Annotated in this window: 20 protein-coding genes; 16 read left to right on the forward strand and 4 right to left on the reverse strand. The window is 68.7% G+C overall.

Going from position 1 to position 23,339, the window contains the following annotated elements:
• Positions 1-57: 57 nt before the first annotated feature.
• Positions 58-1,344, reverse strand: a complete 1,287-nt coding sequence (hemL, locus tag BM436_RS25855; protein ID WP_093558413.1) for a glutamate-1-semialdehyde 2,1-aminomutase — start codon at positions 1,342-1,344, stop codon at positions 58-60.
• A 14-nt stretch (positions 1,345-1,358) separates the two neighbouring features.
• Positions 1,359-2,300, reverse strand: a complete 942-nt coding sequence (thiD, locus tag BM436_RS25860; RefSeq protein WP_093558414.1) for a bifunctional hydroxymethylpyrimidine kinase/phosphomethylpyrimidine kinase — start codon at positions 2,298-2,300, stop codon at positions 1,359-1,361.
• 95 nt (positions 2,301-2,395) lie between these two features.
• On the opposite strand from thiD, the gene BM436_RS25865 reads away from it, so the two are divergent.
• The 6 genes from BM436_RS25865 to BM436_RS25890 all read left to right on the forward strand — a co-directional run bounded on the left by BM436_RS25865 (position 2,396) and on the right by BM436_RS25890 (position 12,619).
• Positions 2,396-2,548 carry a rubredoxin gene (locus BM436_RS25865; RefSeq protein WP_093558415.1) on the forward strand — a complete coding sequence of 51 codons (153 nt, stop codon included), beginning with the start codon at positions 2,396-2,398 and terminating at the stop codon, positions 2,546-2,548.
• A gap of 104 nt (positions 2,549-2,652) precedes the next feature.
• A complete protein-coding gene (locus BM436_RS25870) occupies positions 2,653-3,054 on the forward strand; it encodes a response regulator (RefSeq protein WP_093558416.1) in 402 nt (133 codons plus the stop codon).
• Positions 3,055-3,079: 25 nt separating this feature from the next.
• Entirely contained in the window at positions 3,080-3,448 is a 369-nt protein-coding gene (locus BM436_RS25875; protein WP_093558417.1) for a response regulator, read from the forward strand.
• A 3-nt stretch (positions 3,449-3,451) separates the two neighbouring features.
• Positions 3,452-4,054 carry a chemotaxis protein CheW gene (locus BM436_RS25880; RefSeq protein ID WP_093558418.1) on the forward strand — a complete coding sequence of 201 codons (603 nt, stop codon included), beginning with the start codon at positions 3,452-3,454 and terminating at the stop codon, positions 4,052-4,054.
• A gap of 24 nt (positions 4,055-4,078) precedes the next feature.
• A complete protein-coding gene (locus BM436_RS25885) occupies positions 4,079-6,430 on the forward strand; it encodes a methyl-accepting chemotaxis protein (protein ID WP_229490722.1) in 2,352 nt (783 codons plus the stop codon).
• A gap of 18 nt (positions 6,431-6,448) precedes the next feature.
• Positions 6,449-12,619, forward strand: coding sequence for an Hpt domain-containing protein (locus BM436_RS25890; protein WP_229490724.1), 6,171 nt, complete (start codon positions 6,449-6,451; stop codon positions 12,617-12,619).
• Positions 12,620-12,632: 13 nt separating this feature from the next.
• Here BM436_RS25890 and BM436_RS25895 read toward each other — a convergent pair whose 3' ends face one another.
• The gene (locus BM436_RS25895) at positions 12,633-14,090 is read right to left on the reverse strand and encodes a cryptochrome/photolyase family protein (RefSeq protein ID WP_093558420.1); all 1,458 of its coding nucleotides are present in this window, start codon (positions 14,088-14,090) and stop codon (positions 12,633-12,635) included.
• Between the two features lie 118 nt (positions 14,091-14,208).
• Here BM436_RS25895 and BM436_RS25900 point away from each other — a divergent pair, with 118 nt between their 5' ends.
• From BM436_RS25900 to BM436_RS25925, 6 genes are all read left to right on the forward strand, one after another.
• The gene (locus BM436_RS25900) at positions 14,209-14,865 is read left to right on the forward strand and encodes a YqgE/AlgH family protein (RefSeq protein WP_093558421.1); all 657 of its coding nucleotides are present in this window, start codon (positions 14,209-14,211) and stop codon (positions 14,863-14,865) included.
• Positions 14,866-14,974: 109 nt separating this feature from the next.
• On the forward strand, positions 14,975-15,307 hold the full coding sequence (gene ruvX / locus BM436_RS25905) for a Holliday junction resolvase RuvX (RefSeq protein ID WP_229490734.1): 333 nt from the start codon (positions 14,975-14,977) through the stop codon (positions 15,305-15,307).
• Positions 15,300-15,824: a bifunctional pyr operon transcriptional regulator/uracil phosphoribosyltransferase PyrR gene (gene pyrR, locus BM436_RS25910; RefSeq protein WP_093558423.1), complete on the forward strand. Its 525-nt coding sequence runs from the start codon at positions 15,300-15,302 to the stop codon at positions 15,822-15,824. The genes ruvX and pyrR overlap by 8 nt, the downstream gene beginning before the upstream one ends.
• Positions 15,817-16,782, forward strand: a complete 966-nt coding sequence (locus BM436_RS25915; protein ID WP_093558424.1) for an aspartate carbamoyltransferase catalytic subunit — start codon at positions 15,817-15,819, stop codon at positions 16,780-16,782. Before pyrR ends, BM436_RS25915 begins: the two co-directional genes overlap by 8 nt.
• Before the next feature lie 11 nt (positions 16,783-16,793).
• Positions 16,794-18,080, forward strand: a complete 1,287-nt coding sequence (locus BM436_RS25920; protein WP_093558463.1) for a dihydroorotase — start codon at positions 16,794-16,796, stop codon at positions 18,078-18,080.
• A gap of 118 nt (positions 18,081-18,198) precedes the next feature.
• A complete protein-coding gene (locus BM436_RS25925; RefSeq protein ID WP_093558425.1) occupies positions 18,199-18,903 on the forward strand; it encodes a lysophospholipid acyltransferase family protein in 705 nt (234 codons plus the stop codon).
• Here BM436_RS25925 and BM436_RS25930 read toward each other — a convergent pair.
• Positions 18,900-19,745 carry a symmetrical bis(5'-nucleosyl)-tetraphosphatase gene (locus BM436_RS25930; RefSeq protein ID WP_093558426.1) on the reverse strand — a complete coding sequence of 282 codons (846 nt, stop codon included), beginning with the start codon at positions 19,743-19,745 and terminating at the stop codon, positions 18,900-18,902. The two genes, BM436_RS25925 and BM436_RS25930, sit on opposite strands and share 4 nt — an antisense overlap.
• 104 nt (positions 19,746-19,849) lie before the next feature.
• Between BM436_RS25930 and rfbB the strand changes: the two genes are divergently transcribed.
• Genes rfbB through rfbD form a run of 4 tightly spaced genes read left to right on the forward strand, consistent with a single transcriptional unit; the run spans position 19,850 to position 23,227 of the window.
• Complete coding sequence (rfbB, locus tag BM436_RS25935) at positions 19,850-20,914, forward strand: dTDP-glucose 4,6-dehydratase (protein ID WP_093558427.1); 1,065 nt, start codon at positions 19,850-19,852, stop codon at positions 20,912-20,914.
• Complete coding sequence (rfbA, locus tag BM436_RS25940) at positions 20,914-21,825, forward strand: glucose-1-phosphate thymidylyltransferase RfbA (protein WP_093558428.1); 912 nt, start codon at positions 20,914-20,916, stop codon at positions 21,823-21,825. The genes rfbB and rfbA overlap by 1 nt, the downstream gene beginning before the upstream one ends.
• Positions 21,822-22,367 carry a dTDP-4-dehydrorhamnose 3,5-epimerase gene (gene rfbC, locus BM436_RS25945; protein WP_093558429.1) on the forward strand — a complete coding sequence of 182 codons (546 nt, stop codon included), beginning with the start codon at positions 21,822-21,824 and terminating at the stop codon, positions 22,365-22,367. Before rfbA ends, rfbC begins: the two co-directional genes overlap by 4 nt.
• On the forward strand, positions 22,364-23,227 hold the full coding sequence (gene rfbD, locus BM436_RS25950; RefSeq protein ID WP_093558430.1) for a dTDP-4-dehydrorhamnose reductase: 864 nt from the start codon (positions 22,364-22,366) through the stop codon (positions 23,225-23,227). The genes rfbC and rfbD overlap by 4 nt, the downstream gene beginning before the upstream one ends.
• Positions 23,228-23,339: the final 112 nt, after the last annotated feature.

The following is a 23,339-nucleotide window of genomic DNA, read 5'->3' on the forward strand; positions in this document are numbered from 1 at the left end:
TGCGGGACGAAAAAAAGCCGGGAACACAGTCCCGGCCCGGTCGCTGGATTAAACCGATCAGCCCAGCGTCGCGAATACCCTGCGCGCCGCCGCGATGGTTTCGTCGATCACCGCGTCATCATGTTGAATGGAAACGAAGCCCGCTTCAAAAGCGGCCGGGGCGAAATAAACACCCTCGTCCAGCATCGCGTGGAAGAACACATTGAATTTCGCGCGATCGCCCGCCATCATTTCGGCGTAATTATTCGGCGGCGTTTCGCTGAAATACAAACCGAACATGCCGCCTTCGGCGTCCGCGCAGAAAGTCACGCCGGCCTCTTTCGCCGCCGCCGTCAATCCATCGGCCAGGCGTTTCGCCGACGCGGCGAGTTTATCGTAAAAACCAGGCTGCTGTATCAGCTTCAAGGTCGTCATGCCGGCCGCGACCGCCACTGGATTACCGGACAAGGTGCCCGCCTGATAAACCGCGCCCAGTGGCGCCATTTTACCCATCAATTCAGCGCTGCCGCCGAATGCCGCAACCGGCAGGCCGCCGCCGATTACTTTACCCAGCGCGGTCAAATCCGGTTTAATACCGTACAGCGCTTGCGCGCCACCCAGGCCCACGCGGAATCCGCACATCACTTCATCGAATATCAGAATGGCGCCGTGTTTGGTGCACAGGTCGCGCAGGGATTGCAGGAATTCCGGCGTGCCTTTAATCAGATTCATATTGCCGGCCACCGGCTCGACAATAACGCAGGCGATTTCATTGCCGAAGCTGGCGAACGCCTCTTCGATTTGCGCCACATTGTTATAGTCCAGCACCAGGGTGTGCTTGACGAAATCCTCGGGCACGCCGGCCGAAGTCGGATTGCCGAAAGTTAATAAGCCGCTGCCCGCTTTCACCAGCAGGGAATCGGCGTGGCCGTGATAACAGCCCTCGAATTTCACGATTTTATCGCGGCCGGTGGCGCCGCGCGCCAGGCGCAATGCGCTCATGGTCGCCTCGGTGCCGGAGGAAACCAGGCGCACCTGTTCTATCGACGGCACCAGGCGGCAGATTTCCTCCGCCATTTCTATTTCCGCCTCGGTCGGGGCGCCGAAGGATAAACCGCGGGTCGCCGCTTCCTGCACCGCTTTCACCACTTCCGGATGGGCGTGGCCGACAATCGCCGGACCCCAGGAACCGATGTAATCGATATAGCGCTTGCCGTCCGCGTCCCAGAAATAAGGGCCGTCGGCGCGGGTGATGAAACGCGGCGTGCCGCCCACCGAGCGGAAGGCGCGCACCGGGGAGTTGACGCCGCCGGGGGTGGTTTTCTGGGCGCGGGCGAACAGCGCGTCGTTGCGTGATTCAGTCATTTGTTGTCTCGATGTTATGAAAGGAGTGTGGCTAGCATGCGGTGGTGGCGGTTGGGCACCAGCTTGCCCATGCCGTAGCGCTGCGCGTGGGCCAGCGCACCCTGGGTGTAATCCATGGCCAGTTGCACCGCGCTCGGCGTGTCCGCGCCCTGCGCCAGGTAGGCGGCGATGGCGGCGGACAGCGTGCCGCCCGCGCCCAGGAAGGGGCCGGGCAGGTGCAGCCAGCAATCGTGGCGCACCACGCCGTCGGCGCCGAACAGCGTGTTGGCGCGCGCGCCGTCGCTGTGGCCAGGGCTGGCCGGCGTGCCGGTGACCAGCACGAATTCGCATCCCAGTTCGATCAGGTGGCGCACGTCGTCGGCCATGGTGTCGCCTTCGGCCGGCGCCTCGCACAGGTCCTCCTCGTCCTCCGGCCCGGCCTCGTCGCCGTCGTCCGGGTCCCCGTCCGCTGCCGGGTCGCCGGTCCCGCCGGCGGGACCGGCGGCGGCGTCCTCTCGCCAGGTCTCGGCCAGCCGGCCCAGTTCGACCTGGGACAGCACCAGCACCGACGTTTGCGGCACCAGCAGCTGGCGCACGATGGTCAGCAGCTCCTCGGCGTCCTCGCCCTGCGAGGGCAGGCGCGAGCTGAATGGATCGAGCACCAGCGGCGCGTCCGGATAGTCGGACACGATTTCGGCGATGGCCGAGGCGTGCTCCAGGTTTTCCAGCGCGCCGATCTTGAAGGCCGACACGTGGGCGTCCTCCAGCAGCACGCGGGCCTGGTCGGCCACCCAGTCGGGATCGACCTCCTGCATGTCCTCCACGCCGGCGCTGTCGCCGATCAGCAACGCGGTGGTGACGGCCAGGCCGTGGCAGCCCAGCGAGGAAAACACGGCCATGTCGGCTGTGACGCCGATGGCGCCCACGGGGTCGGCGGCGCCGAATGTCAGGATAAGGGGAGAAGTTTGGTTTTGCACGGCGGGTAGATTAAGATACCTGATTCGGCATTTTACTTGATAGAAGGTGAGACAACGTGAGTAGCAACGAATCGACCCAGCCATTCCAAACCTGGATGTGCCTGATCTGCGGATGGATCTATGACGAGGAAGCGGGACTGCCGGAGGAGGGCATCGCGCCCGGCACGCGCTGGGCCGACGTGCCGATCAACTGGAGCTGCCCGGAGTGCGGCGCCCGCAAGGACGATTTCGAAATGGTGGCGCTGTAATCGCCGCGGCGGCCGTCCACCTTGTCCGCCCCGCCCGTCCGGCGCCGTGCCAAATCGCGGCGCGCTATGCTATCGTGTCGATACGCCTATAACGGTGAAACTATATGACGAACACGCCGCAAGCGACAGGATTGAAGATCATGGTCATCGACGACAGCAGCACGATACGTCGGTCGGCGGAGATTTTCCTGGGCCAGGCGGGCTACCAGGTGGTGTTGGCCGAGGACGGATTCGACGCCCTGGCCAAGATCAACGACCACCATCCGGCGCTGATCTTCTGCGACATCCTGATGCCGCGCCTGGACGGCTACCAGACCTGCGCGCTGATCAAGAAAAGCGCCAAATTCCATGCGACACCGGTGCTGATGCTCTCTTCCAAGGACGGCCTGTTCGACCGCGCGCGCGGCGCCATGGTCGGCTCGGCCGCCTACCTGACCAAACCATTCACCAAGGACAGCCTGCTGGCGGCCGTGCGCGAGCATACCGCGGGCCTGGCGGGCGCCTGAGGTGCACCAAAACAGCGAGGGGCATATGGCCATTCAACGTATCCTGATCGTCGACGATTCGCCGACCGAGCGTTACTACCTGACCGACATCCTGGTCAAAAACGGCTACACCGTCACCACCGCCGAAAACGGCGAGGAGGCGCTGGTGAAGATCAAGGCCGAGAAGCCGCAGCTGATCCTGATGGACGTGGTGATGCCCGGCGCGAACGGCTTCCAAGTCACCCGCGCCATCGCGCGCGATCCGGACCTGCAGGACGTGCCGGTGATTATCTGCTCCAGCAAGAACCAGGAGACGGACCGCATCTGGGGCCTGCGCCAGGGCGCCAAGGACTACCTGGTCAAGCCGGTGGACGCCGCCGCGCTGCTGGCCAAAATCGCCGCGCTCGGCGGCTGAACGATGAGCAGCGCGGCCGGCGACCTCCCACACGCACCGGAACCGGTCCCGGTTCCGGCCTCCGCCCCGGCTCCCACCGGCGCCGAGCGCCGCAGCCGCCTGCGCCGCTATCAGGCGCAACTGCTGGAACGCATGCACGCGGCCAAGAGCGGCGAGGCGGCCGCCGGCCGCGAGCTGGGCGTGCAGCTGGGCGCCGCGCGCTGCCTGCTGGACCTGACGCAGGTGGGCGAGATCGTGCCCTTCCAGCCCGGCCAGCCCCTCGCGACGGTGCCGCTGGCGCGCGACTGGTATCTGGGCCTGGCCAACATCCGCGGCGGCCTGACCGGCGTGATCGACCTGGCGCGCTACCTGGGCGAGGCCGCCACCGCGCCAGCCGCGGGCTGCAGCGTCATCACGTTCGCGCCCGGCCTGGGCTTCAATTGCGCGCTGCTGGCCGCGCGCGTGCTGGGCCTGCGCAAGCTGGACGACATGACGGCGCGCCAGCCCGACGGCGCCGCGCCGGCCTGGTGCGCGCAGCGATTCACCGACCCGGAAGGGCAGCAATGGACCCGGCTGGACCTGGCGCTGCTGGTGCGCGAGGCCGGTTTCCTGCAAGTGGGCCGATAAAAACAGCAAGCGAGGGACGATGTGATGGGATTTATCTTGGATATGTTCTCGCGCCGCAAGCCGGCCGCCGACCCGGCCCCCGCGCCCGACTCGGAGTTCGCCAGCTACGGCGCCGCCGCCCCGGCGCCCCCGCCGGCGCCGGCGCCGGCTTCCGCGCCGCCCCCGCCCCCGGCTCCCGCAGCCGCGCCGGCCGATGGCGGCGGCGACTCCGCCGCCCCGCTGCGCCTGCGCGACGCCTTGCGCCGCCGCCGCGCCGGCGGGGCCGCCGAGAGCGGTCCCGGCATCAAGCTGCCGCTGATCGGCGGCCTGCCGGCGCAGCGCCAGCTGAGCATCCTGTCCACCGCGCTGGCCCTGTGCCTGCTGCTCAGCGTGGCGGCGGTCGGCCTGAACATCCGCAACAACAGCATCCGCTCGACCCAGACCCAGATCGCCAGCGACGCGCTGATGCACTCGCAGCGCCTCGGCAAGGCCGCGCCGAACGCGGTGCAGGGCAACGCCGAGGCCTTCCGCCAGTTGGAGGAGAGCCGCAACGAGCTGATCCAGGACTTCAAGCTGATGATGGCCGGCGGCAGCTACCAGGGCCGCGACATCGGCTCGCCCAGCGCCGCCATGGCCTCGGCGGTGGCGGCGGCGCGCCAGAAATGGGCCGCGTCGGACCAGGCGGCCAGCACCATCCTGCTGCTCAAGTCCGAGCTGAGCGGCCTGGAACGCACGCTCAAGCAGCTCGACGCCATGTCGCCCGCGCTGCTGGCCATGACCGAGGAACTGGCCGCGCTCAAGCTGCAACGCGGCGCCGGCGCGCGCGAACTGGCCGCCCTGGGCAAGCTGTCCATGCTGACCCAGCGCATGAGCCGCAGCGCCGCCGAATTCGTCAGCGCCGGCGGCATCGGCTCGGAGACCGCGTTCCAGCTGGGCCGCGACACCACGGTGTTCCGCGCCACCGTGGACGGCTTCCTGGACGGCAGCGCGCCGCTGCAGCTGGCGCCCACGCGCGACCCGGACCTGCGCGCCAAGTTCGCCGCCCTCAAGGGCCAGTTCGAGGAATACCAGAAACTGGTGGCCTCCATCCTGGACAAGCTGGACAAGTTCGGCGCCGCCAAGGCGGCCGAGCGCCGGATCTTCGGCGAGAACGAGGAACTGCGCCAGCGCCTGGGCGCGGTGCTGGCCAGCTACCGCGCCGAGCAGGAGGCGCTGACCCCGGCCTTCTGGCTGATGGTGGCCGGCGCCGTGCTGACGCTGTTGTCGGCGGCGGCCATCGGCCGCGTGCTGCTGCAGGACTCCAACAACCGCACCCGCGGCGCCGACCGCCGCCGCCAGGAGGCCGAGGCCATGCGCACGCAGGCGCAGCGCAAGGAGGAGGAGGCCAAGGCCATGAACGACCAGAACCAGGCCGCCATCCTGCGCCTGATGAACGAGCTGCAGGAGGTGGCCGACGGCGACCTGACGGTGCAGGCCACCGTGTCCGAGGACATCACCGGCGCCATCGCCGACTCGGTCAACTACACGGTCGAGGAGCTGCGCGGCCTGGTGGGCCGGGTCACCGCCACCGCCGAACACGTGACGGCCGCCTCCACCCACGCGCAAAGCATCTCCAGCGACCTGCTGCTGGCGTCGCAACAGCAGTCGCGCGAGATCCAGGACGCCAGCGCCACGGTCGTCAAGATGGCCAACGAGATCACCGACGTGTCGCGCTCTGCCTCCGAGTCGGCCGACGTGGCGCGCCAGTCGGTGGCGGCGGCGCGGCAGGGCTCGACGGCGGTGGAGAACGCCATCAAGGGCATGCACGAGATCCGCGAGCAGATCCAGGAAACCTCCAAGCGCATCAAGCGCCTGGGCGAATCGTCGCAGGAGATCGGCGAGATCACCGAGCTGATTTCGGACATCACCGAGCAGACCAACGTGCTGGCGCTGAATGCGGCGATCCAGGCCGCGTCGGCCGGCGAGGCCGGGCGCGGCTTCTCGGTGGTGGCCGAGGAGGTGCAGCGGCTGGCCGAACGCTCGGCCGAGGCGGCCAAGCAGATCGGCGCGCTGGTGCGCACCATCCAGACCGACACCCACGACGCCGTGGCGGCGATGGAGAAGTCGACCCAGGGCGTGGTGGAGGGCGCGCGCCTGTCCGACGCGGCCGGCGCGGCGCTGTCGGACATCTCGCAGGTGTCGAACCGCCTGGCCGAGCTGATCCAGGGCATCTCCTACGCCACCGGCACCCAAGCCACCTCGGCCAACGGCGTGGCGCAGAACATCCAGCACATCCTGTCGGTCACGCAGCAGACCCAGGACGGCACCCAGCAGACCGCGCAGTCCATCCACAAGCTGTCGCAGCTGGCGCAGGAACTGAAAAACTCGGTGTCGCGCTTCCGCATCTCGGCATCCTGACCATATAGAAAGTCCAGCATGACCAAACCCGATTTCCCGGCCACGCCGCAATTCGACACCGGACCGCTGTCCTGGGTGATGGTGGAAATCCGCGAGGCGCTGGGCCGCTCCAAGACCGCGCTGTTCGAGGCGGGCGGTCGGGATCCGGAGGACCAGGCCACGGCGCTGCAGCACGCCAAGTCGCACCTGCACCAGGCGCACGGCGCGCTGCAGATCGTGGACGTGGACGGCGTGCCCCTGGTGACGCGGCTGGCCGAGGAGGCGCTGGACCGCTTCAAGGCCGGCACCCTCAAATGCAGCACCGACAACGCGCAGACCGTGGCCAACCTGTACCAGGCCGTGATCGAGTTCCTGGAGGAGCTGCTGGCCGGCGCGCCGCTGCAGCCGGTGCGGCTGTTCCCGTATTACCGCGCGATCCAGGAGATGCTGGGCGTGGAGCGCGTGCACCCGGCCGACCTGTTCTTCCCCGACCTGGGCCACCAGGCGCGCGTGCCCTCGGCCGCGCACGACGCCGCGCCCGACTACCCGGCCTACCGCCAGCGCTTCGAGCGCGCGCTGCTGCCCTACCTGAAAAGCGCGGACGCGGCGGCCCAGGCGGTCCACGCGGCCGCGCTGCGCGACGCCGTCACGCTGGTGGCGGACGCCCAGCGCGAGCCCGGCGCGCGCACCTTCTGGCTGGCCATGCAGGCCTTCGCCGAGCTGGTGGCGGCCGGCGAGCTGGAGGGCGGCCTGTACGTGAAGCAGCTGTTCGGCCTGATCAACCTGCAGATGCGCCGCCTCACGCAGGGCGTCACGGACCTGCCGCAGGTGATGCTGCGCGACGCGCTGTTCTTCATCGCCGGCGCCGACAACGACGACGTGTCGCCGCTGGCGCACCACCTGTGCAGCGTGTTCGCCTTGGACGGCATGGTGCCGGCCGATTACGAGGCCAAGCGCTACGGCCAGATCGACGCGGCCGCGCTGGCGCGCGCCAAGGAGGCGATCGCCGACGCCAAATCGGCCTGGGAACGGCTCTCCGAAGCCATCATCGACCCGGCGCTGGACGAGCGCTTCGCGCAGGCGCTGGCGGCGGTGGCGGCCAGCTGCGACAAGCTGGGCATGGCCGCCCTGGCCACGCTGATGCGCCAGCTGGCGCAGGTGGCCAAGGCCGCCGTCAACACCGGCCGCGGCGAGGCGCTGTCGCTGGAAATGACCACCGCGCTGCTGTTCGGCGAGCACGGCCTGGAACAGATACGCCACCTGCCGGACGATTTTTCCGCGCACGCCGACACCATCGGCGCGCGCCTGCAGGCGCTGCTTGCCGGCGCCACGCCGCCGGCGCCCGCGCAGTGGCAGGGCGGCATCGCGCGGCAGATGCGGCAGGACGACACCGTGGTGGCGCTGGCGCTGGAAATGAAGACCGGCCTGCGCCAGGTCGAGAAGGTGCTGGACGACTACTACGGCGACCCGTCGCTGCGACCCTCGCTGCGGGAGCTGGACGGCGTGCTGCACCAGCTGCACGGCGCGCTGGCCATCCTGGACCAGGACGACGCCGCGCGGGCCGCGCAGCACGTGAGGCGGGAAGTGGCGGACCTGGCGGCGGGGCGGGACGATCCCTCGCAGGAGCCGCGCGTGCTGGACGAGATCGCGCAGAACGTGGGCGCGCTGGGCTTCTTTGTCGACATGCTGGCGCAGAACGCGGCGGGCGCAAGGGAGCGCTTCGCCTTCAACGAGGAGCAGGGCGCCTTCCGCGCGGTGCCGTTCAAGAAGATCGCGGCCGCCGGGCCGGTGCCGCTGCTGGACCAGGAGGTCGCCTCGCCGACCTCTCCGCCCACGCCCGAGCCGGAACCGGAACAGGCGGTGTCCAGCGACGCGGCGATCGAGGCCGAGCTGCTGGAGATCTTCATCGCCGAGGCGCAGGAAGTGCTGGTGTTCGTGCGTGAAACGCTGCTCAAGCCGCGAGACGTGGCGGGCGGCCAGGACAACCTCACCATGTTGCGGCGCTCCTTCCACACGCTCAAGGGCAGCGGGCGCATGGTGGGCCTGAACCAGTTCGCCGACGCGGCGGCGGGCATCGAGCGCACCATGAACGTCTGGCTGGCCGAGGAGCGGCCGGCCAACGAGGCGCTATTCGGCCTGCTGGAACGCGCGTCCGGCGACTTGAGCGCGTGGGTGGAGGAGTTGATCGTCAACGGCGTCTCCGCGCGCACCTCGGACGCGCTGACCGCGGCGGCGGTGCGCGTGCAGGAGGGCGGCCTGTTCGACATGCTCGAGGATGGCGGTGCGGTATCCGCCACCGGGACCGCGGCCGACGAAGCCGCGGCCGGGGAGGCCGTAGCCGAGGAAACCATTGCCGCGAAATCTGCAGCCGGGGAGGCCGTAGTGGAGGAAGCCATAACGGCGGAGCCGGTGACCGAGGAAGCCGCTGACGCAGAGACCGCGCCGGACCAGTCGCTGCCCGACGTCGAAGTCTCCGCCGCGGCCGATGCCGCGACCGGCCCGGAAACCGAGAGGGCCGCTGCCGGCGAGGCTGTCGCCGAGGACCTCGAATTCGCCCCCGCGCTCTCCCACGCCGGCGGCAACGTCATCGACTTCCCGAGCAACGTGGCGCCCCTGGTCCCGCCCGAGGACGACAACATCAAGCACATCGGCGCGCTCTCGATCCCGCTGCCGCTGTATAACATCTACCTGGCCGAAACCGACGAGCTGGTGCGCCTGCTGACGCGCGACTTCGGCGAATGGCGGCACGAGCCGCGCCGTCCGGTCGCGCCGGAGGCCTTGCAGGCGGCGCACACGCTGGCCGGCACCTCCGCCACTGTCGGCTTCCGCTCCCTGCGCGACCTGGCGCACGCGCTGGAGCTGGCGCTGGAAACCCTGCGCCCCCCCGCGCCGCAGTTGGACCAGGCGCAGCACGATCTGCTCGATTTCGCGATCGAGCGCATACGCCAGATGCTGCAAAGCTTCGCGCTGGGCGAAGTCGCGCCCGAGCAGCCGGAATTGATAGGCGCGCTGGGACAGCTGCGCGAGGACCTGGCCAAGCCGCGCGGCACCGGCACCGAGTTCGACGCGCGCATGGACGCGCTGTTCGCCGACACCTTCCACAGCATCGTCGGCAACGCGCCGCCCGCCGAGGTGGAAGTCCTGGCGGAGCCGTTCGACGCGCACAGCGACGCCGCCGGCGCCCCGGCCAGCGCGCCGGCGCCTATCGAGGCGCCCGCCAGCGAGGGCGAACTGGCCGACAGGCTGGAGGCGCTGTTCGCCGCCGCCTACCAGGAGCTGTCCGGCCATCCGGCGCCGGCGTCCGATTTCGCCGGCAGCGCGCCCGTCGCCAAGCCCTCCGCGCCGCGCGCCGCCACACCGTCCGCGAACGACGACATCGACGACCTGTTCGACGCCGCGCCCCGCGCCGCCAAGCCGTCGGCAAGCGACGACATCGACGACCTGTTCGATTCCGCGTTCGACGACGCCTTCGCCGCGCCACGATCGACCATGGCCGAACCATCGCCGGACCAAGCCGTCGCCGCCGCCGAATTGCTGGCCTTCGCCGCTCCTGAGTCCGGCGCCGAACAGCCGCTGGAACCGGCTCCGCCGCCGGCCGAAGCCACGCCGGCGCCCGTGCCATCGTCCGAAGCGGAAGCCGAACCAGAATCCTTGCCCGCGCTGGAGTCCCAGCCCCAGGCTGAACCGGAGCCCGTCGCCGCTGTCGAGCAAGAGCCCGCGCTGGAGGATCAACTACTGTCGCTGGCGGAACTGGAGCCGGAACCGCCGGCATTGGCCGTGCTGGCGCCGGAGGACGCGCCGGCCGTGCTGCAACCCGCCGCCGTCGCGCCGCCTCCACCCGAACCCGAGCCGGACGTGCGCGTCCTGACGCTGCCGGACGCGCCAGCCGAACTGGCGTCCATCACCCCCGGCAGCTACACCGACGAGCTGGACCCCGACCTGCTGCCCGTGTTCCTGGAGGAGGGCGCCGACCTGATGCCGCAGATCGGCAAGGCCCTGCGCACCTGGCAGCGCAACCCGACGGACTTCAGCCACGCCCACATGCTGCAGCGCGTGCTGCACACCGTGAAGGGCAGCGCCCGCATGGCCGGCGCGATGCGCCTGGGCCAGCACGCGCACGAGATCGAGACGCACATCGAGAACATGGTGCACGCGAATAGCGCGACGCCGCAGGCGTTCGAGGAACTGCTGACGCACTACGACCACGCCCTGCTGCTGTTCGAGCGCCTGCAACATCCCGTCCCGGACACGGCGCCACAAGAATTCGCGTCCGCGCCGGCGGAGGCCACCGGCGCCGGCCACGCCGCCCCGTCGCCCGATGGCGCCGCGCCCGCGTCGGCGCCCGCATCGGCACCCGCCGCGCGCCCCGCCATCCCGGCGGCCGGCGACGAGGAGGGTTCCGCCCGCGCGCCGCTGGTCCGCGTGCGCGCCGACATCCTCGACCGCCTGGTCAACCAGGCTGGCGAGGTGTCGATCTCCCGCTCCAGGCTGGAGAACGAGGTCGCCAACCTGCGCACCTCGCTGGCCGACTTCTCGGACAACCTGGCGAAACTGCGCCGCCAGCTGCGCGAGGTGGAAATGCAGGCCGAATCGCAGATCGCCTCCCGCATGGCGATCTCCAGCGAGCGCGAATTCGATCCGCTGGAATTCGACCGTTTCACGCGCCTGCAGGAACTCACGCGGATGATGGCCGAAAGCGTCAACGACGTGGCCTCCTTCCACGAGAGCCTGACCCGCAGCGTGGATGGCGCCAGCGGCGACCTGGTCCAGCAGGCGCGCATGACGCGCGACCTGCAGCGCGACCTGATGCGTGTGCGCATGGTGCCCTTCGCCAGCATCTCCGAGCGCCTGTTCCGCGTGGCGCGCCTGAGCGCCAAGGAACTGGACAAGCGGGTCAACCTCGACATCCGCGGCGGCGCCGTCGAGATCGACCGCGGCGTGCTGGAACGCATGGCCGCGCCGTTCGAGCACATGCTGCGCAACGCCATCGTGCACGGCGTGGAGACGCGCGCGATGCGCAGCCTGGCGGGCAAGGACGAGACGGGCGAGCTGCTGGTGCAGGTCAGCCAGCAAGGCAACGAGGTGGTGATCGAATTCAGCGACGACGGCGCCGGCCTGGACCTGGACCGCATCCGCGACAAGGCGCGCCACATCGGCATCCTGGTGGAGGGCGAGGACTTGAGCGACGCCGAGGCGGCGGACCTGATCTTCGAACCCGGCTTCTCCACGGCGGACACCCTCACCGAGCAGGCCGGCCGCGGCGTCGGCATGGACGTGGTGCGTTCCGAGGCGCAGGCCCTGGGCGGCCGCGTGGAGACCGCCACCGAGCGCGGCAAGGGCGCCCGCTTCACGATCCGCCTGCCGCTCACGCTGGCCGTCACGCAGGTGGTGCTGATCGCCGCCGCCGGCCGCAGTTACGCGCTGCCGTCCACGCTGGTCGAGCAGGTGCTGCAGATGAAGGAGGCGGCGCTGGCCGACGCGCGCGGCAAGGGCCACGTCGCGCTGCAGGACGTGCGGGCGCCGCTGGATTACCTGCCCACCATGCTGGGCGACGCCGCCGCCCATCCGCCCGCGCAGCGTTCGGCGCCGGTGCTCATGCTGCGCAGCGGCGCCGAACGGCTCGCGCTGCAGGTGGACGAGATCATCGGCAACCGCGAGGTCGTCATCAAGAACATCGGACCGCAGCTGGCGCGCATGCCGGGCATCGCGGGCGCCACAGTGCTGGGTTCGGGCGAGATCGTGCTGATATTGCAGCCGCTGGCGCTGGCCCAGCACCTGGCGCAGCATCCGGAACTGCGGGTGGCGCCGGCGGAGGCCGCCCAGGCGGCCGGCCAGCCGGCCGCGCCGCGCATCATGGTGGTGGACGATTCGCTCACCGTGCGCAAGGTCACCCAGCGCCTGCTTGAGCGCGAGGGCTATCAGGTGATCCTGGCCAAGGACGGCGTGGACGCGCTGGAACAGATGCAGGACACGCGGCCGGACCTGATGCTGGTCGATATCGAGATGCCGCGCATGGACGGTTTCGACCTCACCCGCAACGTGCGGGGCGACGAGCGCGGCAAGGACATCCCCATCATCATGATCACCTCGCGCAGCGCGGACAAGCACCGCAACTACGCGATGCAGCTGGGGGTGAACGCCTATTTCGGCAAGCCGTTCCAGGAACCGGTGCTGCTGGGCGCGATCCAGGGATTGCTGGCGGACCGGTGACGGGAAGGCCGGCTCAGCCGCCGGCCTTCACCACCGCGTAGCGCTCCAGCGTCCGCTTGCGCGCCTCGTCGTGCGCCACCACCGGCGGCGGGTAGTTCTCCCCCAGCCGTACGCCTTTCCGCTCCAGCACCGCGCGCGGCACGGTCCACGGCGCGTGGATCTCCTTGTGGTCCAGCGCCTTCAGTTGCGGCAGGTGGCGCTTGATGAACTCCCCCCGCGCGTCGAACTTTTGCGACTGCGTGACCGGATTGAAAATGCGGAAGTAGGGCTGCGCGTCGCAGCCGGACGACGACGCCCACTGCCACCCGCCATTGTTGGCCGCCAGGTCGAAATCGTTCAGGCGCAGCGCGAAATAGGCCTCGCCGCGGCGCCAGTCGATGCCCAGGTCCTTCACCAGGAAGCAGGCCGTCACCATGCGCAGCCGGTTGTGCATATAGCCGGTCTGGTTCAGCTGCGCCATCGCCGCGTCCACCAGCGGATAGCCGGTGCGGCCCTCGCACCAGGCGGCGAACATCTCGTCCGCTTCCGCGCCGCTTTCCCATTCGATGGCGTCGTAGGCCGGCTTGAACGACGACACCGCCACGCGCGGATGGTGGTAGAGGATCATCATGTAGAACTCGCGCCAGATCAGCTCCGACAGCCACACCGCGCCGCCTTCGCCCGCCAGTCCGCGGGCCGACAGCTCGGCCACCGTGCGCGCCAGGTGCCGTATCGACACCGTGCCGAAGCGCAGGTGCAGGGACAGGTGGGACGTGCCCCGCACGGCGGGATAGTCGCGCGCCACGCCGTAGTCGGCCAAACGGGACAGGAAGTCCTCGAACAGTCGCGCGCCGCCGCTCATGCCGGTGGGGATGCCCAGCCGGTCCAGGTCGCCGCGCTGGAAGCCCAGCTCCTCCAGCGACGGCGGCGGCGGCGCCGGCAGCGGCGGCGCCAGCAGCGCGGCGTGGGGCTCGATGTCGAACGGCGCCAGGCACGCCGGCTCGGCCAGCATTTTCCTCAGCCAGGCGTTTTTGTAGGGCGTGAACACGGAAAACGGCGTGCCCGCCTGCGACAGCACCTCGTTCTTCTCGAACACCACCTGGTCCTTGAAGGTGAAGAAGGGGCGCGAGTCGGCGGCCAGCGCCCTGGCCACCGACTCGTCGCGGGCGATGGCTTGCGGCTCGTAGTCGTGGTTGGCGAACACCGCGTCCACACCCAGCTCGGCGGCCAGGCGGGGGATCTCCTCCACCGCCGCCGCGTGCCGCACGATCAGGTCGCCGCCCAGCTGTTGTAATTCCGCCCGCAGCTCGGCGACGCAGGCGTGGATGAACGCCACGCGGCGGTCGGCGCGGGGCAGCGGGTCCAGGATTTCCTTGTCAAATATGAAAGCGCAATGGACTTTTCCGCCGCGCCGCAGGGCGTGGTGCAGGGCGGCGTGGTCGAAGGCGCGCAGGTCGCGGCGGAACCAAACTAACGAGGTATTGAGTGGCATACGTGGCCGTGATGGCAATTCATAGTAAACTGTCGCCATAACCGTAGCGAACAAACGTGCAATATTACCGTAAAGATCACAATAAAATACCCCGCAGACCAGCAGAGAGAGCAAGCGTATGAAGAAAACTAAAGCCGGTCACCCTCTGCCCGCACCTGGTTTGATGCAGGAGCCCACCGACCCGTTGGCGCCCGTGGCGGCGCCGGCCCCCGCGCTCAACCTGGCAAACCATTTCCTGATCGCCATGCCGTCCATGGAAGACCCCGTCTTTGGCGGCACCGTCGTCTATGTGTGCGAGCATAACGAGAACGGCGTGCTGGGCGTGGTCATCAACAAGCCCACCGACATGACGATGCAGGTGCTGTTCGAACGCATCGACCTGGAACCCGCCACCAACCTGTCGCCGGCCATCGTGGACGAGCCCATCATGTTCGGCGGCCCGGTGCAGGACGACCGCGGCTTCGTGCTGCACACGCCCGGCGCCCGCTATTCCTCGTCGCTGACCGTGACGGACGAGGTCGCCTTCACGACGTCGATCGACGTGCTGGAGGCCGTCGCCAAGGGCACCGGCCCGGAGCGCATGCTGGTCTCGATCGGCTACGCGGGCTGGAGCCCGGGCCAGCTGGAGGACGAGATCAGCCGCAACGGCTGGCTCACCGTCGGCGCCCAGCCCCACATCCTGTTCGACGTTCCGGTCGAGGAGCGCTATTTCGCCGCCATGAAACTGCTGGGCTTCGACCCGCTGATGCTGGCCGCCGAGGCGGGCCATGCCTGAAGCGGAAAGTATCGCGCCGGTGTCCGCGCCGGCGGGCGCGCCGGTGCCCGCTCAAGCGATCGACACCGTGTTCGGTTTCGATTTCGGCGTCAAACGCATCGGCGTCGCGATGGGCAACACGCTGATACGGCAAGCGGCGCCGCTGGCGGTGATTTCCGCCGCCGCCAACGACGCGCGTTTCGCCGAGATCGCCGCGCTGATCGCGAAATGGGGACCGACCCGCTTCGTGGTCGGCCTGCCCACGCATCCGGACGGCACCGCGCACGACATGACCGCGCGCTGCCGCAAGTTCGCCAATCAACTGAACGGCCGCTTCAACCTGCCCGTGGACCTGGTGGACGAGCGCTATTCGTCCGCCGTCATCCACGCCAAGCGCGGGGAGGTCATCGACGACCGCGCCGCCTCCATCATTCTGCAACAATACTTCGACGAACATGTCTAACATCCCCAATCCTTCCAGCCTGGACGCGGAGGCGCTCTACGCCGAGCTGCTGCGGCAGGTCAAAGCCGGCCTGGCCGACGCCCACGAGCCGGCCATCGTCGGCATCCATTCCGGCGGCGCCTGGCTGGCCGAACGGCTGGCCGCCGACCTCGGCCTGGGCGAGCGCTGCGGCGTGCTGGACGTCTCCTTCTACCGCGACGACTACGCCAAGAAGGGCCTGCCGGCCGGCATGAAGCCGACCCACATCACCTTCGACGTCGCTGGCGCCACCCTGCTGCTGGTGGACGACGTGCTGTACACCGGCCGCACCACGCGCGCGGCCATCAACGAACTGTTCGATTACGGCCGCCCGGCCAAGATCATGCTGGCCGCGCTGGTCGACCGCGGCGGCCGCCAATTGCCGGTGGCCGCCGATTTCGTCGCCGCCAAGGTCGCCGTGCCGCAGGGCCAGGCCCTGGTGCTGAAACGCGCCGACGCCGGACAATTCACGCTCACCATTGAAAACGACCATGCTTAATCCGCAACTGAACAAAAACGGCGAACTGCAGCACCTGCTGTCGATCGAGGGACTGCCCAAGTCCATCGTCACCCACATCCTGGACACCGCGTCCTCCTTCGTCGGCGTGTCCGACCGCGAAGTGAAGAAGGTGCCGCTGATGCGCGGCAAGAGCGTGTTCAACCTGTTCTTCGAGAACTCCACGCGCACCCGGACCACCTTCGAGATCGCCTCCAAGCGCCTGTCGGCGGACGTGATCAACCTGAACATCTCGGCCTCGTCGGCCAGCAAGGGCGAGTCGCTGCTCGACACCATCGACAACCTGTCGGCCATGCACGCCGACATGTTCGTGGTGCGCCACTCGCAGTCCGGCGCGCCCTACCTGATCGCCAAGCACCTGATCGACCACAAGCAGAACCACGTGCACGTGGTGAACGCGGGCGACGGCCGCCACGCGCACCCGACCCAGGGCCTGCTGGACATGTACACCATCCGCCACTACAAGAAGGATTTCTCGAACCTGACGGTGGCCATCGTCGGCGACATCCTGCACAGCCGCGTGGCGCGCTCGGACATCCACGCGCTGACCACGCTGGGCGTGCCGGAAGTGCGCGCCATCGGCCCGCACACGCTGCTGCCGGGCGGCCTGGACCAGATGGGCGTGCGCACCTTCACCGACATGAACGAGGGCCTGAAGGGCGTCGACGTGATCATCATGCTGCGGCTGCAGAACGAGCGCATGAACGGCGCGCTGCTGCCGTCGGCGCAGGAATACTTCAAGAGCTACGGCCTGACCCCGGAACGCCTGGCGCTGGCCAAGCCGGACGCCATCGTCATGCACCCGGGCCCGATGAACCGCGGCGTGGAGATCGACTCCGCCGTGGCGGACGGCCCGCAGGCGGTGATCCTGCCGCAGGTGACATTCGGTATCGCGGTCCGCATGGCGGTGATGAGCATTTTGGCTGGGACGCAGGCATGAACAACGCAAGCATGAACTTACTGATCAAAAACGGCCGCGTGATCGACCCGGCCAACGGCGTGGACGCCGTGCGGGACCTGTACATCGTGGACGGCAAGGTGGCCGGCGTGGGCGCCGCCCCGGCGGACTTCAAGGCCGGGCGCACCATTGACGCCAGCGGCCTGGTGGTCGCCCCCGGCCTGGTCGACCTGTCGGCCCGCCTGCGCGAGCCGGGCTACGAATACAAGGCCACGCTGGACTCGGAAATGCAGGCCGCCATGCAGGGCGGCGTCACCAGCCTGGTGTGCCCGCCGGACACCGACCCCGTGCTCGACGAGCCGGGCCTGGTGGAGATGCTGAAGCACCGCGCGCGCCGCCTGAACCAGGCCCACGTGCACCCGCTGGGCGCGCTGACCATGGGCCTGAAGGGCAAGGCGCTGACCGAGATGGCCGAGCTGACCGAGTCCGGCTGCATCGGCTTCTCGCAGGCCGAGGAGCCGATCGAGGACACCACCGTGCTGCTGCGCGCCATGCAGTACGCTAAGACCTACGGCTTCACCGTGTGGCTGCGCGCGCAGGACGCGCACATCGGCCGCGGCGGCGTCGCCCACGCCGGCCCGCTGGCCTCGCGCCTGGGCCTGTCCGGCGTGCCGGTGATGGCCGAGACCATCGCGCTGCACACCATCTTCGAACTGATGCGCGCCACCGGCGCGCGCGTGCACCTGTGCCGCTTGTCGTCCGCCGCCGGGCTGGAACTGGTGCGCGCGGCCAAGGCCGAGGGCCTGCCCGTCACTTGCGACGTGGGCGCCCACCACATCCACCTGACCGACGCCGACATCGGCTTCTTCGACCCCAACGCGCGCGTCACGCCGCCGTTCCGCAGCCAGCGCGACCGCGACGCGATCCGCGCCGGCCTGCTGGACGGCACGGTGGACGCGATCTGCTCCGACCACACCCCGGTCGACGACGACGAGAAGTTGCTGCCCTTCGGCGAGGCCTCGCCCGGCGCCACAGGCCTGGAACTGCTGCTGTCGCTGGCGCTGAAATGGTCGGACGACTACGCCGGCGGCAAGCTGGCGCTGGCCGTCAGCCGCATCAGCGCCGACGCCGCGCGCGTGGCCGGCCTGAATGCCGGCCAGCTGGGCGTGGGCAGCGTGGCCGACGTCTGCGTGTTCGACCCGGCCGCGCGCTGGACCGTCGAGGGCGGCGCGCTGGCCAGCCAGGGCAAGCACACCCCCTTCCTCGGCTACGAGCTGGCGGGCCAGGTGCAAGCGACCATCGTCGCCGGCCACGTCGCCTACGAGCGCAACGCGCGCTGATTCCAGTAAGAAATGTCCACCAAATGTCCACATCGGTGCCTGACACCGATGTGGTTCTGACAAGACATCGCGAGGTTTTTTTTTGCTTATCTTCCGCCTGGCGCGGCTCGTCCTGCATATGTTTTACGGCATGGCGGTGTGCGCCGTCGTGTTTCCCTGGATAGGGACCGCGGCCCGCAACGGCCACATCCTGCGCTGGTCGCGCCGTCTTTTGAAAATCTGCAACGTCAGCGTCGAGGTGGCGCCCGGCGGCGTCGAGCCGCTGGGGCACGCGATGGTGGTGGCCAACCACGTCTCGTGGCTGGACATCTTCGTCATCGACGCGCTCTATCCCTGCCGCTTCGTGGCCAAGGCGGAGATCCGCGACTGGCCGCTGGCCGGCTGGCTGGTGGACAAGGCCGGCACCGTGTTCATCGCGCGCGGCAACCGGCGCGACCTGCGCCATATCTTCAAGGGGCTGGTGCACAGCCTGCAGGCGGGCGAGCGCGTGGCCTTCTTCCCGGAGGGCACCACCGCGCCGCAGGGCACCGTGCTGCCCTTCCACGCCAACCTGTTCGAGGCGGCGGTGGACGCCAAGGTGATGGTGCAGCCATTCGCGCTCAGCTATGTGGACCGGGACGGCGCGCCGCACCCGGCAGTGGAATTCCTCGGCGAGATGACGTTCGCGCAAAGCGTGGTGGCCATCCTGGGCGGCAAGCCGGTGCGCGCGCGCCTGCACAGCCTGCCGGCGATCGACGCCGACGGCGCCCACCGCCGGGAACTGGCGCAGGCCGCGCACGACGCCATCGCCGGCGCGCTGGGCGTGGCGCCGCGCCAATACTAGGCCTTGCCGGCGTGGGCCCGGTATTCCGGGCACTGCACCTGCATCAGCGAGCGGTCCTCCAGGCACACGGCGGACAGGTAGCCGCCCCACACGCAGCCGGTGTCCAGCGCGATCAGGCGCGGCCGCAGCATCAGGCCCAGCGCCGACCAGTGGCCGAACACCACCGTCACGTCCTGCGTGCGGCGGCCGGGCACCTCGAACCACGGCATCAGGCCGCTGGCCGGGTCGGCCTTGGCGCTTTCCTTCATCTTGAAATCCATCACGCCGCCGGCCGTGCAAAAGCGCAGCCGCGTCAGCGCGTTGACGATGCAGCGCAGCCGTTCCGCGCCCTCCAGGCCGTCGTGCCAGGCGGCCGGCTGGTTGCCGTACATGTGCGCCAGGAAACCGGCCCAGTCCGGCCCGCGCAGCGCCGCCTCCACCTCGCCCGCCAGCGCCATCGCCTGGTCCGCGTCCCATTGCGGCAGCACGCCGCCGTGCACCAGCAGGTGGCCGCCGCGGTGGATCGCCATCGGCCGCGTGCGCAGCCAGTCCATCAGCGCGGGGCCGTCCTGCGCCTCCAGGATGTGGCTGAGCGTGTCGGAATCGTGCGCCGGGCGGATGCCGTTGGCCACCGCCAGCAGGTGCAGGTCGTGGTTGCCCAGCACGGTGTCCACCAGGCCGCTGCTGGCCCGCGCCAGCGCGTACACGTAGCGCAGCGTGGCCAGCGAGTCCGGTCCGCGGTTGATCAGGTCTCCCGTGAACAGGATGGACGGCGTCTCGGCCTCCTCCGCCAGGATTCGTTCCACCAGCGCGACGGTCTGGTCGTGGCAGCCCTGCAGGTCCCCTATAACGTATGTTTTCATGGTTTGTGGCGCCATGGCGTCGCGTTTGAGCGCATTATTTCCCCGATCCGGTGCGAGTTTCACATAGAATAACAAGCATGATTAATTGCAGCCAAGGATGTTAAATGATCTTTGTTACAGGTGGTGCGGGTTTTATCGGGTCCAATTTCGTACTCGATTGGCTGGCGCAATCGGATGAGCCCGTGGTCAATTTCGACAAGCTGACCTACGCCGGCAATCTGAACAACCTGGCGTCCCTGAAACAGGATGCGCGCCATGTCTTCGTGCGCGGCGACATTTGCGACCAGGCCCAGGTGGCCGCCCTGCTGCAGCAGCACAAGCCGCGCGCGATCGTGCATTTCGCCGCGGAAAGCCACGTGGACCGTTCCATCCACGGCCCCGGCGAGTTCATCCAGACCAACATCAACGGCACCTTCAGCCTGCTGGAGGCGGCCCGCGCCTACTGGAACGGGCTGCCGGAGGCCGAGCGCGGCGCCTTCCGCTTCCTGCACGTGTCGACCGACGAAGTGTACGGCACGCTGGGGCCGGACGATGCGCCCTTCAGCGAAACCACGCCCTACGCGCCGAACAGCCCGTACTCGGCGTCCAAGGCGGCGTCCGACCACCTGGTGCGCTCCTACCACCACACCTACGGTTTCCCCACGCTGACCACCAATTGCTCGAACAATTACGGTCCCTACCACTTCCCGGAAAAGCTGATCCCGCTGATCATCGCCAACGCGCAGGCCGGCAAGCCGCTGCCGATCTACGGCGACGGCCAGCAGGTGCGCGACTGGCTGTACGTCAGCGACCATTGCATGGCGATCCGCCGCGTGCTGGAGGCGGGCCGCCTTGGCGAGACCTACAACGTGGGCGGCTGGAACGAGATGGCCAACCTGGACGTGGTGCACACGCTGTGCGACATGCTGGACCAGCTGAAGCCGAAGGCGGCCGGCAGCTACCGCGACCAGATCACGTTCGTCAAGGACCGTCCCGGCCACGACCGCCGCTACGCCATCGACGCGCGCAAGCTGGAGCGCGAACTGGGCTGGAAACCGGCCGAGACCTTCCAGTCCGGCATCAAGAAAACCGTGCAATGGTATCTGGACAACCAGGCCTGGGTGGCCGACGTGCAGTCCGGCGCCTACGCCAAATGGGTGGAAACCAATTACTTCAACCGGGAAGCGTGATGACCAGCAACGTATCTGCCGTACCCAACCGTAAGGGCATCATCCTGGCCGGCGGTTCCGGCACCCGCCTGTACCCGATCACGATGGCGGTCTCCAAGCAGCTGCTGCCGATCTACGACAAGCCGATGATCTACCATCCGCTGACGGTGCTGATGCTGGCCGGCATGCGCGAAATCCTCATCATTTCGACGCCGCAGGACACGCCGCGCTTCAAGGAGCTGCTGGGCGACGGTAGCCAATGGGGCCTGGAGCTGAGCTACGCGGTGCAGCCGTCGCCGGACGGGCTGGCGCAGGCCTTCATCATCGGCCGCGAATTCGTCGGCGACGCGCCGTCCGCGCTCATCCTGGGCGACAACATTTATTACGGCAACGACCTGGACGCGCTGCTGCGCAGCGCCGCCGAGCGCACCGACGGCGCCACCGTGTTCGCCTACCACGTGCACGATCCGGAACGCTACGGCGTGGTCGAGTTCGACGGCCAGCGGCGCGCGGTCAGCATCGAGGAAAAGCCGGCCGTGCCGAAATCGAACTACGCGGTGACCGGCCTGTATTTCTACGACCACCAGGTGTGCGACATCGCCGCCGCCATCAAGCCGTCGGCGCGCGGCGAGCTGGAGATCACGGACGTGAACCGGGTCTACCTGGAGCGCCAGGAGCTGAACGTGGAACTGATGGGCCGCGGCATGGCCTGGCTGGACACCGGCACCCACGAGTCGCTGCTGGACGCCTCGCAGTTCATCGCCACCATCGAACGGCGCCAGGGCCTGAAAGTGGCTTGCCCGGAAGAGATCGCCTACCGCAAGGGCTATATCGACGCGGCCCAGCTGCGCAAGCTGGCCGAGCCGCTGAAGAAAAACAATTATGGCCAATATCTGCTGCAGATATTGGAAGACAAGGTAATTCCACGATGAATGTCATTGCTACGCCGCTCGCCGGCCTGTTTGTGATCGAGCCGAAGGTGTTCGGCGACGAGCGCGGTTTTTTCTATGAGAGTTTCAACGCCCGCCGGTTCGCCGAGCTGACCGGCGTGGACGCCGACTTCGTGCAGGACAACCATTCGCGCTCGGCCAAGGGCGTGCTGCGCGGCCTGCACTACCAGATCCAGCAGGCGCAGGGCAAGCTGGTGCGCGTGACCGAGGGCGCCGTGTACGACATCGCGGTCGACCTGCGCAAGAGTTCGCCCACCTTCGGCCAGTCCTACGGGCTGGAGCTGTCGGCCGCGAACAAGCGCCAGCTGTGGATACCGGCCGGCTTCGCGCACGGCTTCCTGGTCACCAGCGAGCACGCCGAATTCCTGTACAAGACCACCGATTACTACGCGCCCGAGTTCGAGCGTTCGCTGTTGTGGAACGATCCCGCGCTGGGCATCGCCTGGCCACTGGACGGCGAGCCGCTGCTGTCCGGCAAGGACAAGCTGGCCCTGCCCCTGTCGCAGGCCGAGGTGTATCCATGAAAATCCTGCTGACCGGCTGCACCGGCCAGGTGGGTTACGAGCTCGAGCGTTCCCTGCAGGGGCTGGGCCAGGTGGTGGCGGTCGACCGCTCGCGCATGGACCTGGCCGACCTGGACCGGGTGCGTGCGGTGATCCGCGAGGTCCGGCCCGGGCTGATCGTCAATCCGGCCGCCTACACGGCGGTGGACAAGGCCGAAAGCGAGCCGGAGCTGGCGTACCGCGTCAACGCCGAGGCGCCCGCCGTGATGGCGGAGGAGGCGAAAAAACTGGGCGCCGCCCTGGTCCACTATTCGACCGACTACGTGTTTCCCGGCGACGATCCGGCGCCGCGCGTGGAGACCGACGCCACCGGCCCCATCAACGTGTACGGCGCCAGCAAGCTGGCCGGCGAACAGGCCATCGCCGCCAGCGGCGTGCCGCACCTGATCTTCCGCACCAGCTGGGTGTACGGCATGCGCGGCAAGAACTTCCTGCTGACCATGCTCAAGCTGGCGCGCGAGCGCGACGAGTTGCGCATCGTGGCCGACCAGCACGGCGCGCCCACCTGGAGCCGCACCATCGCCGACACCACGGCCCTCGTGCTGGCCAACGCCATGGCGCGCAAGGACGGCGGCGACTGGTGGCGGGAAAACAGCGGCGTCTACCACCTGAGCAGCCAGGGCCAGACCACCTGGTTCGACTTCACCCGGGCCATCACCGAACTGGCGGGCATCGATTGCCGCCTAGTGCCGATCACCAGCGCCGAATATCCGGTGCCGGCCAAACGGCCGCATTATTCGGCGCTGTCGTCTCAAAAGCTGATCGAGCGCTTCTGCCAGCTGCCCGATTGGAAGAGCGCGCTGGAACTCTGCCTGCGCTGAGCGTTTTGTATCGAATGGTAAGCTCGGCGGGGCGGGCGCGGCGGCATTTGCTAGAATCTTGCCCGCGCATTGCCGGGGCGCCTCCCCCGTCCGATTCTGATCGTGCCGCAAG

The organism is Pseudoduganella namucuonensis (assembly GCF_900116645.1).
In the GTDB taxonomy this organism is placed as follows: Bacteria; Pseudomonadota; Gammaproteobacteria; order Burkholderiales; family Burkholderiaceae_D; genus Rugamonas; species Rugamonas namucuonensis.